Genomic DNA, 16124 nt, shown 5'->3' with positions numbered 1-16124 from the left:
ATTATTTTACTTCAAAAGTACCTGTTCCGATTTTAAAACCTTCAGAGTACAATTCGATTGAATATTTCCCCGATTTGTATGCCGACCCTTTCGAGTAAATTACGTCCACTTTTTGGTCGTTATTTTCAAATGGAATAGCTTGTTTTACGGTATATCCTACTTCTTTGCCATCGTATTGTAAAATACCTGCTGTACCGTCGGTACTTATTACTGCACCATTTTGGTCAAGTACTCTGATAAATACATCTTTTACATTTTTTTCAGCTACAGGATTGCTCGCCAACACAAAAGAAATTTTCAAACGGTCGATTTTTGAAGCTTTATAACGACCCCCATCACGAAGTTTACCGTTCGAGGCCAAAGCAAATACCTCAACATTGGTAGCTTTCATAGCCGAAGCAATCGTTACTTTTCGTTTCAACTCTTCGTTTTGCTCGGTATAATCAGCCACCGTTTTAGTTAATGTAGCTTTTTCTGTTTTTAACCCTGTGTTTTCATTCAACACTTCTTGTTTTTCACTTTCTAGGGTTTTGGTACGAGCCACCAATTCTCCATTTTCTTCTTTCAGCTTACGAATATCGTCGTCTTTTACAGCCAAAAAGTTTTCGTATTCTTTGATTTTTGCTTCGTAGTTTTTAACCGAGAAGTTCAAATCAGATTTCAACTTTTTCTTATCTTGCTCCAACTGAGCTTTTACTTTTTCTAGCTCTGAAATATTACCTCCCAACACCTCAATCTCTGCAATTTTCGAGTCTAATACCTTAGCTATAGAATCTAGTTTTATTTGTGTAGACGACAACTGTTCTACTTTGGTTGTCAATGATTTCTGTAATTCGAAGGTTTCATTTCTTGCACCTATAAACAAGTAACTCAATAAAGCAATGATACCCACTGTAACACCTAATGCGGCTTTGAAGAACGTCTGATTATTATTTGTTTCCATAGTAATTTGCTATTTAAAGTGTTAAAAGATTGTTTATGATTTAACTTAGTTAGTAAGGATAAATTTAATTAGTTACCATTTTTTGTTCGTTTTCTGATAGCAAAACAACTACGCATACTTTAAAGGCGAGTTAAATCGACCTTAAATTTAGCTTAAAATGAAAAGTTTTTTTTAAGAAGCCTAGTATAAAAATCCACAATATATTGAAATACAATACATTAGTAACCCAAGACAATCTATCAAGTAGTATATAATAGTAGAAAAAAGAGAAGGAAATTAATAGTTAGATAAAGCAAATAAATTATGAAGCCATAAAACAAGCAGATTCAAAGTATTTAAAATGGGGGTATCAATCTGTAAGAATCGTGACCTTTTAGCAAAAGGGTCACGATTCTAGGGAAAACTAGCTCAAAGACAAGGGAAACTGCAGTATAAAGGTTGTTCCTTTACTGGACGACTGAACGCTTACTTTCCCTCCGTGCAATTCTGTGATTTTGGAGACAATCGTTAGGCCAACACCATGCCCTTGTACCGACTGAGCGGTGGCGTTACTTCGATAAAATGGTTCAAAAATATTGGGTAAATCTTTGGACGGAATTGCTGGGCCATCGTTGAAAAAAGCCAATTGAAGGTATTTATCGAATACTTCAAAATCAATTTTTACCGTATTGTTTTCAGAAAACTTACAAGCGTTGTCCATCAAATTCATCAATACTACCTTCAAGGCAGCCTCATTTCCATTAACCACCAGCGATTCCTCTTCGTCAGGAAAATTCACAAAATTGATATTTACCTGATAGTTTTCATGCCACTTTTGGACTTGTCCTTTGGCTTCCCACAAAAGTTCGTCCATTCGTACAGGTACTTTGGCCAACGATTGGGCATCCACAATCGTGTTAGCTAAGTTTAATAGCGTATTAGTCAACTGCGTAAGTGTTCGGGTGTCCTCTTTTAGCGATTCTAGCATTTGTTGGTACACTGGCAACGACCGTGGCTGCATTAGGGTTACCTCCAACTGAGCATACATTTTGGTAAGTGGGTTTTTGAGTTCGTGCGATACATTGGCAATGAATATTTTCTGTGTGAGCAACGTTTGCTCTACTCGGTCGAGCAAGCGATTGAAGGTATCGACCAACAGCCCTATTTCGTCTGAACGATTGGGGTGTTCAACTCGCTTTTCTACATTTTTAGGAAAAATCTCGTTGACTTGTTTGATAATCGTAGACATTGGAGCAAGAGCCTTACCTGCAAATAACCAGCCACTTAACCCCACCATAAGTACCCCCACCAGTATCATTACTATTAATATTTTTCGCAGGTCTGACAAGGCCTCTTTTCCTGCATAGTCAATAGCACTAACAATCACCCAATTGTTATACCCAGCATGCTGAATAGCCATACCAAACACCTGATATTCGCCTATAATCTTGTAAGTACTCGTAAGCGACGATATTACATAAGGAAGTACATTTTCGTGTACAATTTCGTTGCCCTGATTGGTCGAAAATATAAATTGATGGGTTCTATCGCTATACACCGAAATACTTTCTTTGTACAAAATCTCTTTGTCCGATACATTTACTAATTTAAAAACTGTAGTATCGGCTGCCTGTATTTCAAAAAGCAACGTTGCCGTAGTAACGGCACTATCTTGTAGCCGTTTATAAAAGCGTTTTTCGAGATATAATTTGCTAAAAAAATAAACACCTACAGAGAAAAAAATGAGTATTGCTGTTACTAAAGCAATAAATTGATTGGTAAGTCGAAAGCGTATATTCATTTTTATAACATTACTTTGAGGACATAGCCCATGCCTATTTGTGTATGAAGCAATTTGGTAGAAAAGTCTTTATCTATTTTTTTTCGTAAAAAATTAACATACACTTCTATTACATTTGTGCCTGTATCGAAGGTGACATCCCAGATTTTCTCGGCCAACTCGGCTTTTGAAATAACCCTTCCTTGGTGCCTAATAAAATACTCTAAAAGGGTAAACTCTTTGGCTGTCAATGGAATATCCTTCCCACTTCGGCTAACGGCCTTCATGTCTAAATCCATCTCCAAATCAGCAATTCGTAGTACATTGGATGTCTGAATAGTGGTATTTCCACGACGAGTCAAAGCCCTAATACGGGCTAATAATTCCCGAAATTCAAAAGGTTTGGCCAAATAATCATCGGCACCAGCGTCGAGCCCTACAATTTTATCGTCGGTAGTACCCAATGCCGTTAGCATCAGTACAGGCGTAGAAATCTGAGCCTCACGGATTTTTCGGCATAGCTCTAGGCCATTAAAAACAGGTAAAATAATATCTGAAATAATCAAACTGTAGGGATTGCGTATAGCCAACTGAAAACCCATAGCACCGTCGTAGGCAATGTCTACCTCGTAGTGTTGTTCTTCTAAGCCCTGCTGAATAATCTGCACGGTTTTTACTTCATCTTCTATCAATAAGATTCTCATAAGCTGACGGGGGTATGATTTATCAAAATTAAGGATATTTATCTCGAAATGGTAGCCTTAAAGCTTTAATGTAGGCAATTCTGATGGGCTAATGTATTGTTAGAACCTGTTTTTTTCACAGAAAATTCCCCGACTACCTACTATTTTCAACGATTTCGGCCTATCTTTAAGTAACAACAACAAACCGTTATACTAATATATTATTATGAAAAAACTAATTACGTCTTGCTTTGCCCTCGCCATTGGAGTTTCGGCTTATGCCCAAAAAATCAACCCTACCGAACAAAAAATCGTTAATTATATCGATGCCAAATTTCCCCAAACCGAAGCACTACTTAAACAAGTCGTTAATATCAACAGTGGTACACTCAATATTGCTGGCGTGAAGCAAGTGGGCGATATTCTTAGACAAGAATTTGATAAAATTGGTTTTAAAACCGAATGGGTTACATTGCCCGATTCGCTCAAAAGAGCTGGACATTTGGTAGCTGAACGCAAAGGAAAAGCAGGCAAAAAACTTTTTTTGATTGGCCATCTCGATACTGTTTTTGAGAAAGAAATGACCTTTTCGCCTTATACCTATCTCAACGATTCTACTGTGACGGGTCAAGGTGTAAACGATATGAAAGGGGGTGATATTGTTATTTTAGCAGCTTTGCAAGCACTTTATAACAATGGCTTGCTCGATAATACTTCTATTACGGCTTATTTTACGGGCGATGAAGAAAGTGCTGGCCGCCCCACTTCGATAAGCCGCAAGGATTTTATTGATCGAGCCAAAACTCACGATATTGCCCTGGCTTTTGAAACCGCCGTAAGCCTTCACACCGTAGCTACAGCTCGCCGTGGGGCAAGTGGCTGGCAGCTCAAGACTTATGGCAAAACAGGGCATTCGTCTAGGGTATTTAGTCCTGAAATGGGCTATGGGGCTATTTATGAGTCGGCTCGGATTTTAAATGAGTTTAGAGAAAAACTGAGCAGTGAAAAATACCTCACCTTCAACCCTGGCCTCATTTTGGGTGGTTCAGAAATTAACTACAACGAAGCAAAAGCCAATGGTACGGCTGTCGGAAAAACCAATATTATTTCGCCAGAAGTAGTTGTCAATGGAGATTTAAGGTTTTTGACCGAAACCCAAAAGAATAATGCTCGTGAAACCATGAGGACTATTGTTGCCAAAAACCTTACCGAAACCAAAGCTGAAATTTCATTTTCGGACGGCATTCCTGCTATGGAGCCTACTGCCGCAAACGAACAGCTTTTGGGGGTACTCAACAAAGTAAGTAAAGATTTGGGCTATGGCGACGTAAAGGCTGGTGACCCGGGTTCTCGTGGTGCTGGCGATATTTCTTATGTGGCTCAGTATATGGCTTGCTTAGATGGCCTAGGAGCTTCGGGAAAAGGAGCACACGCCCCTGGCGAAACCCTCAATATCAAAGAGTTACCTGCTCTTATTAAAAGAACGGCTGTGTTGTTGTATCGCCTTAGCAGATAAACATACCAAAAAGAGGACGTTGATTTGCCGTTTTTTACCAATAATGCTATGATTCGTACTAAAACAAATACCCCTCCTCATCATGATACAGGATTTGAAAAATTTCTTCATATTGCTTGTCCTTCATCAAAGGAAAACTATTGCGTACAACTTCATACAGCAAATTAGGTATATTGGTACAGGGTTGGGCTAACCAACTTTTGCCTTTACTTTTATCCGTAATCGTGCAAAGCACAAGGTGATTGAAAAGTTTTATCGTGGTCTATTCAGGAAAACTTTTCAATTACTTCTATTTTATAATTGAGAACAGCCGAGCAATATAAACAAAGAAAATCCTGAAAGCCTTGTAGTTTATTCCTTTTTCTTGATAACCTACAGTCTATTGCCCAAATATTGTTCTTGGCTCTACCCTAGCAGAAAATACATTAACAAAATCACCCAAAACTTAACTATGATGTTTTTCAAAAAAACAATCTTTGCTTTGGCCTTATTAATAGGGTTTTCGGGCATTGCTCAAAACAAAAAAGGTAAATCACAAAGCCTTTTTAATCAACAAGACCTTACTGGTTGGAAAATCTACGGTACAGAAAAATGGTATGTAGATAATCGAGAACTAATCTGCGAAAGTGGCCCCGACAAGGAATATGGCTATTTGGCAACAGAACAAACCTTTCAAGATTTTGAACTGACCCTTCAGTTTAAGCAAGAGGCCGATGGCAATAGTGGTGTATTTTTTCACTCAAGTATTGAGGGTACAAAAATCACTGGCTGGCAGGCCGAAGTTGCACCTACTGGCCACTGGACAGGCGGTATTTACGAATCCTATGGGCGTGGATGGCTCATAAAGCCTACCGATGACAAAGATAAGGCCTTGAAAATGGGTGAATGGAATACCATGAAAATCAAAGTACAGGGCAATTTGGTAACAACTTGGCTCAATGGTACTGAAATGATTAGCCTGAACGATGAGAAAATTGGTTCGAGGAGTGGTTCTATTGCCCTACAAATTCATAGTGGCGGAGGAATTAAGGTGAAATGGCGAAAAATTAAAATCAAGGAATTATAAATCCTTGAGTGCAATAGCTCTATTGCTCTCAAGGACGATCACAATTTTTCACCAAACGATAAATCTCCTGCATCTCCCAAACCTGGTACAATATAATATTTGCTATTGAGATGCTCGTCTACAGCTCCAACAAACAGCTCAACATTTGAAATGTTTTCTTGTAAAAAACGTATTCCTTCGGGTGCAGCAATAGCCGCCGCCATAATAACCCGAGCAGGCGTACCATGTTGCAACAAAGCCTGATACGATTTTAACAACGATTTGCCTGTAGCCAACATTGGATCTATCAAAATTATCGTTTTATGCGTCAACGATGGGCAAGCTAAATAATCCATCTGAATTTCAAAGGTTTCGTCGGGATTGTGTTTGCCTCGATAAGCACCAATAAAGGCATTTTCGGCTTTGTCAAAAAAATTTAAAAACCCTTGATGAAAAGGCAAGCTCGCTCGTAGAATTGCTACTAAAACAGGCTGTTCGGTCAACAAGTGGGTTGGGGCAATAGCCAAAGGCGTTTGTATTTCGGCAGGATGAAAAGTCAATTGTTTAGACACCTCATAGGCCAGTACCTCGCCCAAACGCTCCATATTTTTCCGAAAACGCATCGAGTCGGTTTGGATATTGGTATTGCGCATTTCGGCAATGAAATGATTTGCAATAGAATTTTGTGCTTGTAAAATAAACATGATACAGGAGATGGGCTTTTGGATGAATCTATCAAATTTAGGCTTTTAACAGGGAAAATGAAAGCACAAATACAGCTTGTCGTTACCCCAACAGCATTTGGAAGCGATGCTTGACTTATTTTTTAACATTAATTTTAACTACTTTTTTCTTGTATTTAATAGAACCTTTGCAATTTTGACCTCAATCATACTACCAATAAACGCATGAAAGCCCCATTTTCTTCTTTTTCCAGACCATTACGTCTGCTGTTTTGTATCTCCTTTTTCTTAGTTAACCATTCATTATTTGCTCAGAAAAAAGTCATTTTCGTTATTGTAGACGGTATTCCTGCCGATGTAATCGAAAAAGCACCTACGCCCAATATTCGTAAAATAGCCGCTATTGGCGGTTTTCGTAGGGCTTATGTAGGCGGACAAAAAGATACTTACTCGCAAACGCCAACCATATCGGCGGTTGGTTATAATAGCCTTTTAACTGGTACTTGGGTAAATAAACACAATGTTTGGGGCAACGACATCAGTAAACCCAACTATCATTACTGGACTATCTTTAGATTGTTTAAGGAGCAATATCCTACTAAAAAAATTGGTGTATTTTCGACTTGGCTCGACAACCGCACCAAACTTATTGGCGAAGGGCTTCCTCAAACAGGCCACCTTAAAATGGATTATGTGTCGGATGGCTACGAACTTGATACTGTAGCATTTCCACACGACAAACTTAGTGGTTATATCCATCAAATAGATGAAAAAGTAAGCGACGATGCAAGTGCCTGTTTGCTCAAACAAGCTCCTGATTTATCGTGGTTGTACATGGAATATTCTGATGACATGGGCCATAAATTTGGCGATAGCCCACAATTAAACCAAGCCATAGAATATGTTGATAATCAGATAGGTAAACTGTGGAATTCAATAGAAGAACGTCAAAAGAAATTGAAGGAAGATTGGTTGATTATAATAACCACCGACCACGGGCGAGATGCCAAAACAGGCAAAAACCACGGTGGCCAGTCTGACAGAGAGCGTACTACTTGGATAGCTACCAACGCTGCTCAGCTTAATAGTTATTTTAAAAACGAACAGCCCGCTATTGTAGACATTATGCCAACGATTGCCCATTTTCTGTCGGTAAAAATCCCACAAGACAAGGCTTTTGAAATAGATGGTGTGGCTCTAAACAAAGCTATTTCGGCTATTCACCCAACTGCAACATTAGGCCCCCAAAGCCTAGATATTACATGGACAGCCCTAGAGAAAAAGGGTAAAGTAAAAGTTTGGCTTAGTACCAGTAATAATTTTGAAGAAGGTGGCAAGGATAATTATATTTTGTTAGATACTGTAGCTTTGGCTCAGGAAAAAATCAGTATATCTAAAGACAAAATACCTGTGTCTAACTTTTATAAAATTGTGTTAGAAGCTCCCAACAATACCCTTAATCGTTGGATTGTTCTCAAATAAAACCCTCATTTATCAGTCTCAGTGGCGTTTATAACGTCGCTGAGACGTTACCTTGCTCCTAGCTATTTTGATTCTCGTACGATATTGATAAGTTTGTAATATGAAACCCAAGCTATCATCCTTCATATTACATTCTATTCCTGGCCTTTCTTTTATGGGGTTAATCTATGTATTTACACCCGAAGATTTACTGGTTTGGGACAAGCTCAAGCAAAATCCCCACGAGCTTAGCAATTTGTTTTCATATAGCTTAATGTTTATCATTTTTTACCTGAACTACTATTTGTTCACGCCCAAGCTCTATTTTACCAAAAAACACATTCCTTTTTTACTGGTATTATCATTGAGCTTTGGCATAATATATATTGTATCTAACCAAATCAATTGGCCCTATTTTTTGGGAAGCAATACCACCGAGCCTTCTCTTCCAAGGCATTTTTTGCCATTGTCGCCACCTCCTCCACCTCAATACGAGCATGCTCCTCCTCATTTCGATTCGATGAGTCCACCAAGTACCAAATTCGATTTTGGCAAATCAATTATTATCTATTTACTAGGAATCTTATTTACAACCTTGTTCCGAACAAGGCAATACCAACTTGATTTGTACAAAGACAAAACTGATGTAGAGTTACGCTTTCTTAAATCGCAAATCAACCCTCATTTTTTATTTAACTCGCTCAATACGATTTATGCTTTGGCGATTGAGGAAAAAGCGTTTAAGTCTAGCTCAGCTATTATCAAACTATCGGGAATGATGCGTCATGTGATTATGGAGGCCAATCATCATTGGGTTTCGCTCGACAAAGAAATAGAATACATTAGCCATTATGTAACCCTACAAAAAATGCGTTTTGCCGAAACAGCCGATATTCATTTTCAGGTAGAAGGTATCCTAAAACAATATAGAATAGCTCCTCTTATTTTGATACCATTTATTGAAAATGCTTTTAAATATGGAATTAATCCCGAAAATAGTTCGCCTATTGATATAAAAATCAAGCTGCACGAAAGCCATTTACAGCTTTGGGTACAAAACAACCTACATGCCAACCAAACGCATTTGTACGAAGGTACAGGCTTGGGAATTTCTAATACCAAGAACCGCTTGGCATTATTGTACCCTAATCAATATACCCTTATAATAAACAAATCTGAAGATACTTTTACGGTAGAACTAAACCTTAATTTAAGCTCTCATGACATCAATTAAAGCGATAGCCCTCGACGACGAACCGCCAGCACTGAAGGTTTTGGCAAGCCTGTGTTCGACTGTAGACCGTATCGAGCTTTTAAAAACCTTTACGAGGCCATCAGAGGCACACGAATATTTGAAAAACAATCCTGTAGACTTGCTGTTTTTGGATATCAATATGCCTTCTATTACAGGAATTGAGTTTTTCAACAGTATCCAGCAGCCTATTCTTTTAATTTTTACAACGGCTTTTAGTGAATATGCTTTGGAAGGTTTCAATTTACAGGCTATTGATTATTTGCTAAAACCTATTACGCCCGAACGATTTCGGCAGGCTTGCGAAAAAGCAATTCTTTATTTTGAAAATATTCATAAAAAAGAATTGCTACCCAACTTTATCAATATTCGAGCAGATTATGCTTTGCACAAAATTGCTACCAATGAAATTTGGTTTGTTGAGGCTCTCGACGATTATATCAAAATACACTACGGACAGCCCAAACCCATTGTTGCTAGAATGACCTTGAAGACTATTTTACAAAAACTGCCTCCCGAGCAATTTGTTCGTATTCATAAATCCTATATTGTGGCTTTCAACAAAATCACACACATCCGAAATCGAGTAGCCTACTTGGAAGAATTTAAAATTCCGATTGGACAAACTTATGAAAAAGAGCTTTTCAATAAGCTTAGAACTTAACTTTTCAGAATACACAACAATTCTTTTGATTAACCGACAAAAAAATGGCGTTCACCTCAATTCTGAGACTAAAGGCAACAAAGTAGCTACCAAAGCAGTCTACTACAATATAATCTGGAAAGAGCTTTCGAGTATAAATCACTTTGTTAACCCCAATAACATCAGCCATGAAAAGAATTGATTTTTTAAAAAGAGCAGGTTTAGGATTACTTACAGCCAAAGTAGCTGTTGCATGCAAAACTGAAGATGTATCGCCTACCACCACTACAACTACCACTGGTAGCACTACCACTAGTGGCACTACCAATACCAATTGTACCAGCACTCCGTCCGAAACAGAGGGGCCATTTCCAACAAAATCGCCTTCTACTTTGGTAAAAAACGATATTACCATGGATAGAACTGGCACAAAGTTGACTATCAATATTACGGTTCAAAATAAAAATAGTAGTTGTGCTGGTTTAGCTAATGCTTTAGTCGACATCTGGCATTGCGATGCTCAAGGCAATTACTCTGAATACGGTGGTACTAATATGCAGACAACCAACTACACTTCTGTTCACTTCCTGAGAGGCCGCCAAACAAGTGATTCTGCAGGTTTGGTAACATTTACCAGTATTTATCCAGGTTGGTATTCGGGGCGAGCTCCACATATTCACGTTCATATTTATAACAGTGCTGGCAAATCTTTGCTGGTTACACAAATTGCCTTTCCCGAAGATATTAGTAAGATTGTATATGCACAAGGTGTTTATGCTAGCCATGGCCAAGCAGATACCACGAATGCAAGCGATAATGTATTTGGCGACGGCGTAACCTACGAAATGTCGGAAGTGTCGGGCAATACTGCCGATGGTTTTGTACTAAAACATAATATTGTGGTTTCGGCTTAGTAAGCCTGCTACTTTGTAGCCATGATATAGGGTTTCTGGATTGCGAGTGATCTGGTGATAGTAACAAATAATTCCTCAATCAAAATACTCACAATCCAGTATTCTTAGCTTATTCACAAAGTACTTGCTGTTAAAGAACTTTTAGCGCTATCCAATCAATTATGAGTAAAGGAACAATTCAGTTATGTTATCGCAAAATTATTGATAGCACCTCCACCAAACTCTGGGAGCAATATGTGTTTCAAGATACTTACATGGAGTTTTTTATGAAAGCACAGTACTATAACCAAGATGGCAAATACCAAACCTACCAAGAGCTAGTCGATAATATACCCAATGCCAGCCAATTACCATTTTTGGTAAGTACAGCAGCACATGGCTATATTTTACAGCTCAAAGGGATTGTGCCAGACATTACCAATACTTTCGGGAAATTATGCTTGCCCTTTGAACAATACCAATTCGATATTGTACATTCGCATATTAGCGACAAACAGCAACATAAAATTGCCATTTACTTTTATAGTAACCCCCTTGTATGGCTCGATTCGATTGGCGACCAAATCCTCATTAGCTACAATACCAATAATCAAAAAGACACCTTCGAGACAGACTTGCTCAGACTACAGCCATATTTAAGTATTACATCGTTCAAACCAGTTTCAAACGTATGATAACTCCAAGTGAAGCCTATATTTTTTTAGGCGATAACCAGCTAGTCGAACAGAATGAAGTCATGCAAACTACTTTGATATGGCCCCCAAATACAAAGTCCAATTGGCAATTGACATCGCTCAAAAGTCATATTTTGTTACCCAAGGTACAGCATAATTTTTTGGTAGAAACACCAAAAGAAATCGTAATCATTCCTTATATCGGCGATTTACAGTGGGTTAATCCCCACAATAACCTACAACTAGAAGAGAACCAGTCATTGAGGTTTTATGCAGATGCTATGACTGATTATCAAGTAATAAACCCCTACAATGACGAGGCTGTTTGCTTTTTTACAGCTACTTTAGAAAAGCCCTTTATGAATCAGGCTATTGAAATTCATCCGATTGAGGTACAGAAACAATTAAATACAATGATGGCCATAAATAGCCAAAAGAACAGTTGGATTGGACAGTTTGACGGGAGGGCTGAAGGCTCAATAACAACCAAATCACTAAACCATGCTGTATTGGCCTACGTAATAGACGGTGTATTTGAAGTGCAAAATAGGCTATTACATGCACAAGATGCTCTTTTATTAACAGCGACAAATCAAGTAGATTTTGAGGCTTTATCAAATAATGCTTTAATTCTTTTTTTTGAAATAGAAACCCTCGTATAAACTTGTTATACGAGGATATTCTAACCTATCTATCACCAATTACTACTTCTTGCCTAATTTAAAACCTAATTTCAAGCCCAAGAAAAGAGCAATGTCGTTGCTCGAAGCATTGGTATTGTCTACAATCTTTCCAACAAACTTATGTCCATCGGGTAAGGTAGCACTTGGGGTTGTAACACCTACTGTTCCATTGAGGCGATCTGTAAAAGTAAAATTTGATTGTGCCACAAACGATAATTTAGTTTTGTCCGATAATTTCCAGCCTAGCTCTACTCCTACAGGAATGATAAAGTCACTTACTCCTGTTGGGTTATCGGCCGTACCCGCAGCGTAACGAATTACTTTTCCGTTTTGGCTTACTTGTGGATTATAAAAAATCATACCAACACCCACAAACGGAGCAAAAGACACTTTACCCTTAGAATTAGCATCTCGAACAGCTTTCGCTAAATCATATTTACCTAATACCGAAACCTGAAAAAAACTAGTAGTACCAGTATAGTTATACCCTTCATACGCCTTGGTATCGATTGAACCGAAGTCTAAATTGAGCCCTAAATCAAAATTTTGGCTAAGATTTTTCTCTGCAAAGACACCATATACCAAGCTTCCACCAAACTTTTGACCATCGCCAGCAATAGCACCAAAACCAGACTTTACCCCTACTAAAAAAGGTTTTTCAATTGTGGTATCATTGCTATTTTGAGCCATACTCGCAAAACCAATGATTGATAATGCAAGACATAATATGTTTTTCTTTTTCATAATTTTTTTTTGATATTGTTTTGGAAAAAATAGCATTCTCCTTTGAAGAAGAATGCCCTATCAATTCATTGTAGAACTGTCTAAATGTATGATAGAACTATTTAAGAAAATGTACATTTTGCTTGTTTGTAAGACCACACCCTCAAACCAAAGTCACGTTTTTTTTGTTTTACTTAGCAAAAACAGTACAAAACACCAAAAAAAACACACCAACTACTTGTTTTAGCTGACCAATGGCCATAAAAAAAGGTAAGGTTTTTTGCCCCTTACCTCTCTAAAACAGCACAAAGCTGTTGTTATTTATCAACTTTTGTTCCGATTAAATCCTTATTTTTTGAAAGTGATTGCCTTTACTGGTTGAATTCTGGTAATTACAAAAGTAGGAATAGTCAGTACCAAAATCACCAATGAAATAGTAGCAATATTGAGCAATAAAATAACCCACCAGTTCATCATTATAGGTACTGTACTCATATAATAATTGGCAGGGTCGAGGGGTATGAGTTTGAAGTGTTGCTGCAATAAACAAAAGCCTATGCCTAGTATATTACCATAAATCAACCCTTTGAATATCATGGTAAAGCCACTCCAAAGAAAGATTTTTCTAATTTGCCAATTGGAGCTTCCTAAAGCCTTAAACAAACCAATCATTGGAGTTCTTTCCATCATGAGTACCAACAAAATTGAAATCATATTGAAACATGCTACAAATAGAATCAGGGTCAAGAAAATCACCATATTTCTGTCGAGCATACCCAGCCAGTCAAATAGACCCATAAATTTATCGGTCACCTTTTCAAGCTTCATGTCGGGCTGTAGTTTATCCTGAATGATTTTGGCCGAAGCGTCAATTTTAGTAAAATCTTTGACATAAATTTCATAATTCCCCACCGAATCAGCCCCCCAGCCATTGATTCGTTGAATCAATCCGAGGTCGCCAATAATCAGATTTTTGTCAAACTCTTCCAAGCCTGTTTCATAAATACCCGAAACAGTTAGCTTGCGAGGGCGGTCAGGAGCATTCAAAAAATAAATAATAGCATTGTCGCCAACCCCCAATTCAAGTTTGTCGGCAATCAGCTTACTCACCAAAATATCTTTTGAATAAGATGAATCTGAAAATTGAATAGGTTTCCCATCTATCATGGCCGACTCAAATCTGGCAAAATCAAAATCAGTGCTAATTCCTTTCATTACCACTCCCAGCATATCTTCCTTAGTTTTTAGAATACCTGCTTTATGAGCTGACACTTGTAAATGAGCAATATCTTGCACATTTTTATAATGTCTATACAAATCAGCATGTTTGGTAATAGGATATTCTTCAAAAGATTCATTGGCCGAAAACTTAGCTACCTTGATATGAGGTGTAATACTAAACAGCTTTTGCCGAATAGCATCCTTAAAGCCAAATAATACCCCAAAGGCCACAATCATTACGGTTAGGCCCAAAGCAATACTTCCAACACCGATTTTGGTAACTGTAGCAGAAAAAGAGGTAGATTTAGTATTTTGTATGCGTTGTGATATAAACTGAGGAAAATTCATGACGTTATGTTATAGATTACCTAGCAGAGAAACGATATTTTTTATGAAAACTTATAGCTTTGGCACATCTCCTACCAATTCGTTCCAACTTTACAAGGTCTTTTCACTAATTTTGATAAAACAATACAATTATTAACTCAATCGTATTGTGGCTGTCGGTAAAAGAACACGATATGAGTGTTGTTTAACCATATTTAATCAATCATTCACGTAAGTTTTACAAATAAAAGACAAATGTTCCGATTCATCAAACATACTCTGGCATTCTATTTAGTTTTTGTACTCGCAGCATGTGCCAGTACAAGCCCAAAAACATCGACTAGCTTACAAACAGGAGCTGAACAAGTCAATGAATATTTGCCTTTATTGAAGGGCAAAACCGTCGCCTTGGTGGTCAACCATACCACTACCATTGGCAAAACCCACTTAGCCGATTCGCTAAAGTCGCTTGGTATTAATATCAAAACTATTTTTGCCCCTGAGCATGGCTTCAGGGGTACTGCCGACGCTGGCGAACATGTAAGTAATGGGGTCGACAAAAAAACGGGTATTCCGATTGTGTCGTTGTATGGCTCTAACAAAAAACCCAAGCCCGAACAACTTGCAGGCATTGATATTCTGATTTTTGATATTCAAGACGTTGGTGCTCGTTTTTATACTTATACTTCTACGATGCACTATTTGATGGAAGCTTGTGCCGAAAACAACAAACCTCTCTTGATTTTGGACCGCCCCAATCCTAATGGACATTATGTTGATGGCCCCGTATTAGACCGCAAATTTGCCTCTTTTGTTGGCCTCAATCCTGTACCAATTGTACATGGCTGTACTGTAGCCGAGCTAGCATTATTAATTAACGGAGAAGGTTGGCTAAAAAATGGTGTAAAATGCGACCTTAAAATCGTAAAATGCAAAAATTATACGCATAATACTCCGTACGCTCCTCCTATTGCTCCGTCGCCTAATATGCCTAATCTACAGTCGATTTTGTTATACCCTTCTATTTGCCTTTTTGAACCTACCGAAGTAAGCGTAGGCCGTGGTACAGACCTACAGTTTCAGGTGATTGGCTCGCCTCATCCTTTTGACGGTGCTTATACATTTACGCCTGTAGATAAGCCCGGAGCTAATAATCCACCCCAAGAAGGGGTTTTGTGTTATGGCTTGAACCTTTCAAAAATTGATGCTACTCAGATGGGGCTTACTCTGAAATACGTCTTAGATTTCTATAAAAAATCGCCCAATAAGGAAAAATTCTTTACCAATGCGTCGTTCTTTGACAAGCTCGCTGGTACCGATATACTCAGAAAACAATTGGCAGAAGGCTTAACCGAAGAACAAATTCGTCAGTCTTGGCAAAAGGATTTAGACCACTACAAGGCTATTCGTAAAAAATACTTGCTTTACCGTTAAATCAAAATTGGGTATTATTCCTTGTCTTTAAAGTATACTTCGTTACTTTTACTAGGTTGGTATTATCAATCTTTATTTTTGTAACGAAGTATATCTTAGGGTATTACTATATACACTATATTAAAAATTAAGTGAAAAAAACGCCTCCCTTTCATTCAATACT

General features: G+C 38.0%; 15 protein-coding genes. 9 read left to right on the top strand and 6 right to left on the bottom strand.

The genetic code is table 11. The features are described from left to right. Position 1: 1 nt before the first annotated feature. The 3 genes from FLEMA_RS74740 to FLEMA_RS74730 form a co-directional block, all read right to left on the bottom strand. A complete protein-coding gene (locus FLEMA_RS74740; RefSeq protein ID WP_044173816.1) occupies positions 2-943 on the bottom strand; it encodes a DUF8428 domain-containing protein in 942 nt (313 codons plus the stop codon). Between the two features lie 403 nt (positions 944-1346). Continuing rightward, positions 1347-2723: a HAMP domain-containing sensor histidine kinase gene (locus FLEMA_RS74735; protein ID WP_044173813.1), complete on the bottom strand. Its 1377-nt coding sequence runs from the start codon at positions 2721-2723 to the stop codon at positions 1347-1349. Between the two features lie 2 nt (positions 2724-2725). After that, positions 2726-3406 (bottom strand): response regulator transcription factor, encoded by a 681-nt coding sequence (locus FLEMA_RS74730; RefSeq protein WP_044173812.1) that lies wholly within the window; start codon positions 3404-3406, stop codon positions 2726-2728. A gap of 205 nt (positions 3407-3611) precedes the next feature. Between FLEMA_RS74730 and FLEMA_RS0158345 the strand changes: the two genes are divergently transcribed. Then, a complete protein-coding gene (locus FLEMA_RS0158345; protein ID WP_026997394.1) occupies positions 3612-4901 on the top strand; it encodes a M20/M25/M40 family metallo-hydrolase in 1290 nt (429 codons plus the stop codon). Between the two features lie 451 nt (positions 4902-5352). After that, positions 5353-5967: a 3-keto-disaccharide hydrolase gene (locus FLEMA_RS0158330; protein ID WP_229359521.1), complete on the top strand. Its 615-nt coding sequence runs from the start codon at positions 5353-5355 to the stop codon at positions 5965-5967. A gap of 38 nt (positions 5968-6005) precedes the next feature. On the opposite strand, the gene upp is transcribed toward FLEMA_RS0158330, so the two are convergent. Then, positions 6006-6650: a uracil phosphoribosyltransferase gene (upp, locus tag FLEMA_RS74725; protein ID WP_044173810.1), complete on the bottom strand. Its 645-nt coding sequence runs from the start codon at positions 6648-6650 to the stop codon at positions 6006-6008. 204 nt (positions 6651-6854) lie between these two features. On the opposite strand from upp, the gene FLEMA_RS0158300 reads away from it, so the two are divergent. The 6 genes from FLEMA_RS0158300 (at position 6855) to FLEMA_RS76370 (ending at position 12235) form a co-directional block, all read left to right on the top strand. Then, positions 6855-8111 carry an alkaline phosphatase family protein gene (locus tag FLEMA_RS0158300; protein ID WP_044173808.1) on the top strand — a complete coding sequence of 419 codons (1257 nt, stop codon included), beginning with the start codon at positions 6855-6857 and terminating at the stop codon, positions 8109-8111. Between the two features lie 100 nt (positions 8112-8211). Further along, positions 8212-9324: a sensor histidine kinase gene (locus FLEMA_RS76375; protein ID WP_081681394.1), complete on the top strand. Its 1113-nt coding sequence runs from the start codon at positions 8212-8214 to the stop codon at positions 9322-9324. Continuing rightward, positions 9311-10006 carry a LytR/AlgR family response regulator transcription factor gene (locus FLEMA_RS0158285; RefSeq protein WP_044173806.1) on the top strand — a complete coding sequence of 232 codons (696 nt, stop codon included), beginning with the start codon at positions 9311-9313 and terminating at the stop codon, positions 10004-10006. Before FLEMA_RS76375 ends, FLEMA_RS0158285 begins: the two co-directional genes overlap by 14 nt. Before the next feature lie 167 nt (positions 10007-10173). Continuing rightward, positions 10174-10899 carry a dioxygenase family protein gene (locus FLEMA_RS0158275; protein WP_026998002.1) on the top strand — a complete coding sequence of 242 codons (726 nt, stop codon included), beginning with the start codon at positions 10174-10176 and terminating at the stop codon, positions 10897-10899. 161 nt (positions 10900-11060) lie between these two features. Then, positions 11061-11573, top strand: coding sequence for a hypothetical protein (locus FLEMA_RS0158265; protein ID WP_026997389.1), 513 nt, complete (start codon positions 11061-11063; stop codon positions 11571-11573). Further along, complete coding sequence (locus FLEMA_RS76370) at positions 11570-12235, top strand: pirin family protein (RefSeq protein ID WP_026997388.1); 666 nt, start codon at positions 11570-11572, stop codon at positions 12233-12235. Before FLEMA_RS0158265 ends, FLEMA_RS76370 begins: the two co-directional genes overlap by 4 nt. A 42-nt stretch (positions 12236-12277) precedes the next feature. On the opposite strand, the gene FLEMA_RS74710 is transcribed toward FLEMA_RS76370, so the two are convergent. Both FLEMA_RS74710 and FLEMA_RS74705 read right to left on the bottom strand, forming a co-directional pair. Then, positions 12278-13000 (bottom strand): porin family protein, encoded by a 723-nt coding sequence (locus FLEMA_RS74710; protein WP_144080166.1) that lies wholly within the window; start codon positions 12998-13000, stop codon positions 12278-12280. 327 nt (positions 13001-13327) lie between these two features. Beyond that, positions 13328-14548 (bottom strand): ABC transporter permease, encoded by a 1221-nt coding sequence (locus FLEMA_RS74705; RefSeq protein WP_044173801.1) that lies wholly within the window; start codon positions 14546-14548, stop codon positions 13328-13330. A gap of 234 nt (positions 14549-14782) precedes the next feature. On the opposite strand from FLEMA_RS74705, the gene FLEMA_RS0158190 reads away from it, so the two are divergent. Next, entirely contained in the window at positions 14783-15961 is a 1179-nt protein-coding gene (locus FLEMA_RS0158190; protein WP_026997385.1) for an exo-beta-N-acetylmuramidase NamZ family protein, read from the top strand. Positions 15962-16124: the final 163 nt, after the last annotated feature.

This window comes from Flectobacillus major DSM 103 (genome assembly GCF_000427405.1).
Lineage (GTDB): Bacteria > Bacteroidota > Bacteroidia > Cytophagales > Spirosomataceae > Flectobacillus > Flectobacillus major.
The sequence above is the reverse complement of the archived record's forward strand: the minus strand, read 5'-3'. Positions and strand labels throughout refer to the sequence as shown.

What these genes read in the sequence shown, in the direction of transcription:
- FLEMA_RS74740 (WP_044173816.1), bottom strand. Translation starts at nt 943, where the DNA reads ATGGAAACAAATAATAATCAGACGTTCTTCAAAGCCGCATTAGGTGTT.
- FLEMA_RS74735 (WP_044173813.1), bottom strand. Translation starts at nt 2,723, where the DNA reads ATGAATATACGCTTTCGACTTACCAATCAATTTATTGCTTTAGTAACA.
- FLEMA_RS74730 (WP_044173812.1), bottom strand. Translation starts at nt 3,406, where the DNA reads ATGAGAATCTTATTGATAGAAGATGAAGTAAAAACCGTGCAGATTATT.
- FLEMA_RS0158345 (WP_026997394.1), top strand. Translation starts at nt 3,612, where the DNA reads ATGAAAAAACTAATTACGTCTTGCTTTGCCCTCGCCATTGGAGTTTCG.
- FLEMA_RS0158330 (WP_229359521.1), top strand. Translation starts at nt 5,353, where the DNA reads ATGATGTTTTTCAAAAAAACAATCTTTGCTTTGGCCTTATTAATAGGG.
- upp (WP_044173810.1), bottom strand. Translation starts at nt 6,650, where the DNA reads ATGTTTATTTTACAAGCACAAAATTCTATTGCAAATCATTTCATTGCC.
- FLEMA_RS0158300 (WP_044173808.1), top strand. Translation starts at nt 6,855, where the DNA reads ATGAAAGCCCCATTTTCTTCTTTTTCCAGACCATTACGTCTGCTGTTT.
- FLEMA_RS76375 (WP_081681394.1), top strand. Translation starts at nt 8,212, where the DNA reads ATGAAACCCAAGCTATCATCCTTCATATTACATTCTATTCCTGGCCTT.
- FLEMA_RS0158285 (WP_044173806.1), top strand. Translation starts at nt 9,311, where the DNA reads ATGACATCAATTAAAGCGATAGCCCTCGACGACGAACCGCCAGCACTG.
- FLEMA_RS0158275 (WP_026998002.1), top strand. Translation starts at nt 10,174, where the DNA reads ATGAAAAGAATTGATTTTTTAAAAAGAGCAGGTTTAGGATTACTTACA.
- FLEMA_RS0158265 (WP_026997389.1), top strand. Translation starts at nt 11,061, where the DNA reads ATGAGTAAAGGAACAATTCAGTTATGTTATCGCAAAATTATTGATAGC.
- FLEMA_RS76370 (WP_026997388.1), top strand. Translation starts at nt 11,570, where the DNA reads ATGATAACTCCAAGTGAAGCCTATATTTTTTTAGGCGATAACCAGCTA.
- FLEMA_RS74710 (WP_144080166.1), bottom strand. Translation starts at nt 13,000, where the DNA reads ATGAAAAAGAAAAACATATTATGTCTTGCATTATCAATCATTGGTTTT.
- FLEMA_RS74705 (WP_044173801.1), bottom strand. Translation starts at nt 14,548, where the DNA reads ATGAATTTTCCTCAGTTTATATCACAACGCATACAAAATACTAAATCT.
- FLEMA_RS0158190 (WP_026997385.1), top strand. Translation starts at nt 14,783, where the DNA reads ATGTTCCGATTCATCAAACATACTCTGGCATTCTATTTAGTTTTTGTA.